The 834-nt window shown below is 70.6% G+C and carries 1 protein-coding gene; it reads left to right on the forward strand.

Annotated features, from left to right (window positions below; all coding sequences use genetic code 11):
* Nucleotides 1-177: 177 nt before the first annotated feature.
* The coding region (locus tag BIU91_RS15110) for an aminoacyl--tRNA ligase-related protein (RefSeq protein ID WP_366556901.1) at nt 178-834 on the forward strand (657 nt) is incomplete at its 3' end.

The raw sequence follows: 834 nt of genomic DNA on the forward strand, positions 1-834 counted from the left end.
ACTTCGCGAGCGGCCGCCGGGTTGATCGCCCGGTGCGGGCCTGCAGGCGCGCACGGAGCGGCTGGTGCCGCACCGGCCAGCGAACCTCGCACCGTGCCGAACCGCGCCGCTCGCGCCCAGCGGCGGGGACACCGCAGCGAACCCGCGCCGTCGGCCCGCCGCCACTAGGCTTGCCCCGTGGTCACACGGCTTTCGCATCTGTTCCTCCGTACGCTCCGCGACGACCCCTCCGACGCCGAGGTGACGAGCCACAAGCTGCTCGTCCGCGCCGGGTACGTCCGTCGCCAGTCCCCGGGGATCTTCGCCTGGCTGCCGCTCGGCCTCCGGGTGCGCGCCAAGATCGAGGCGATCATCCGCGACGAGATGGTCGCAGCCGGTGCGCAGGAGGTCCTGCTGCCCGCGCTCCTGCCCCGTGAGCCGTACGAGGCGACGAACCGCTGGACCGAGTACGGCGACGGCATGTTCCGCCTGCAGGACCGCAAGGGGTCCGACTACCTGCTCGCCCCCACGCACGAGGAGATGTTCGCGCTCCTGGTGAAGGACCTGTACTCGTCCTACAAGGACCTGCCGGTCACGCTGTTCCAGATCCAGGACAAGTACCGCGACGAAGCCCGGCCTCGCGCCGGGCTCCTGCGCGGCCGCGAGTTCACCATGAAGGACGCGTACTCGTTCGACCTCACCGACGAGGGCCTCGAGCGCAGCTACCAGGTCATGCGCGACGCGTACGAGAAGATCTTCGCCCGACTCGGCCTCGACTACGTCATCGTCAAGGCCGACGCCGGCGCGATGGGCGGCTCGAAGTCCGAGGAGTTCCTGCACCCGATCGGCGTCGGC

Origin of the sequence: Curtobacterium sp. MMLR14_002, from assembly GCF_001864975.1 — a bacterium.
Taxonomy (GTDB): Bacteria; Actinomycetota; Actinomycetes; order Actinomycetales; family Microbacteriaceae; genus Curtobacterium; species Curtobacterium flaccumfaciens.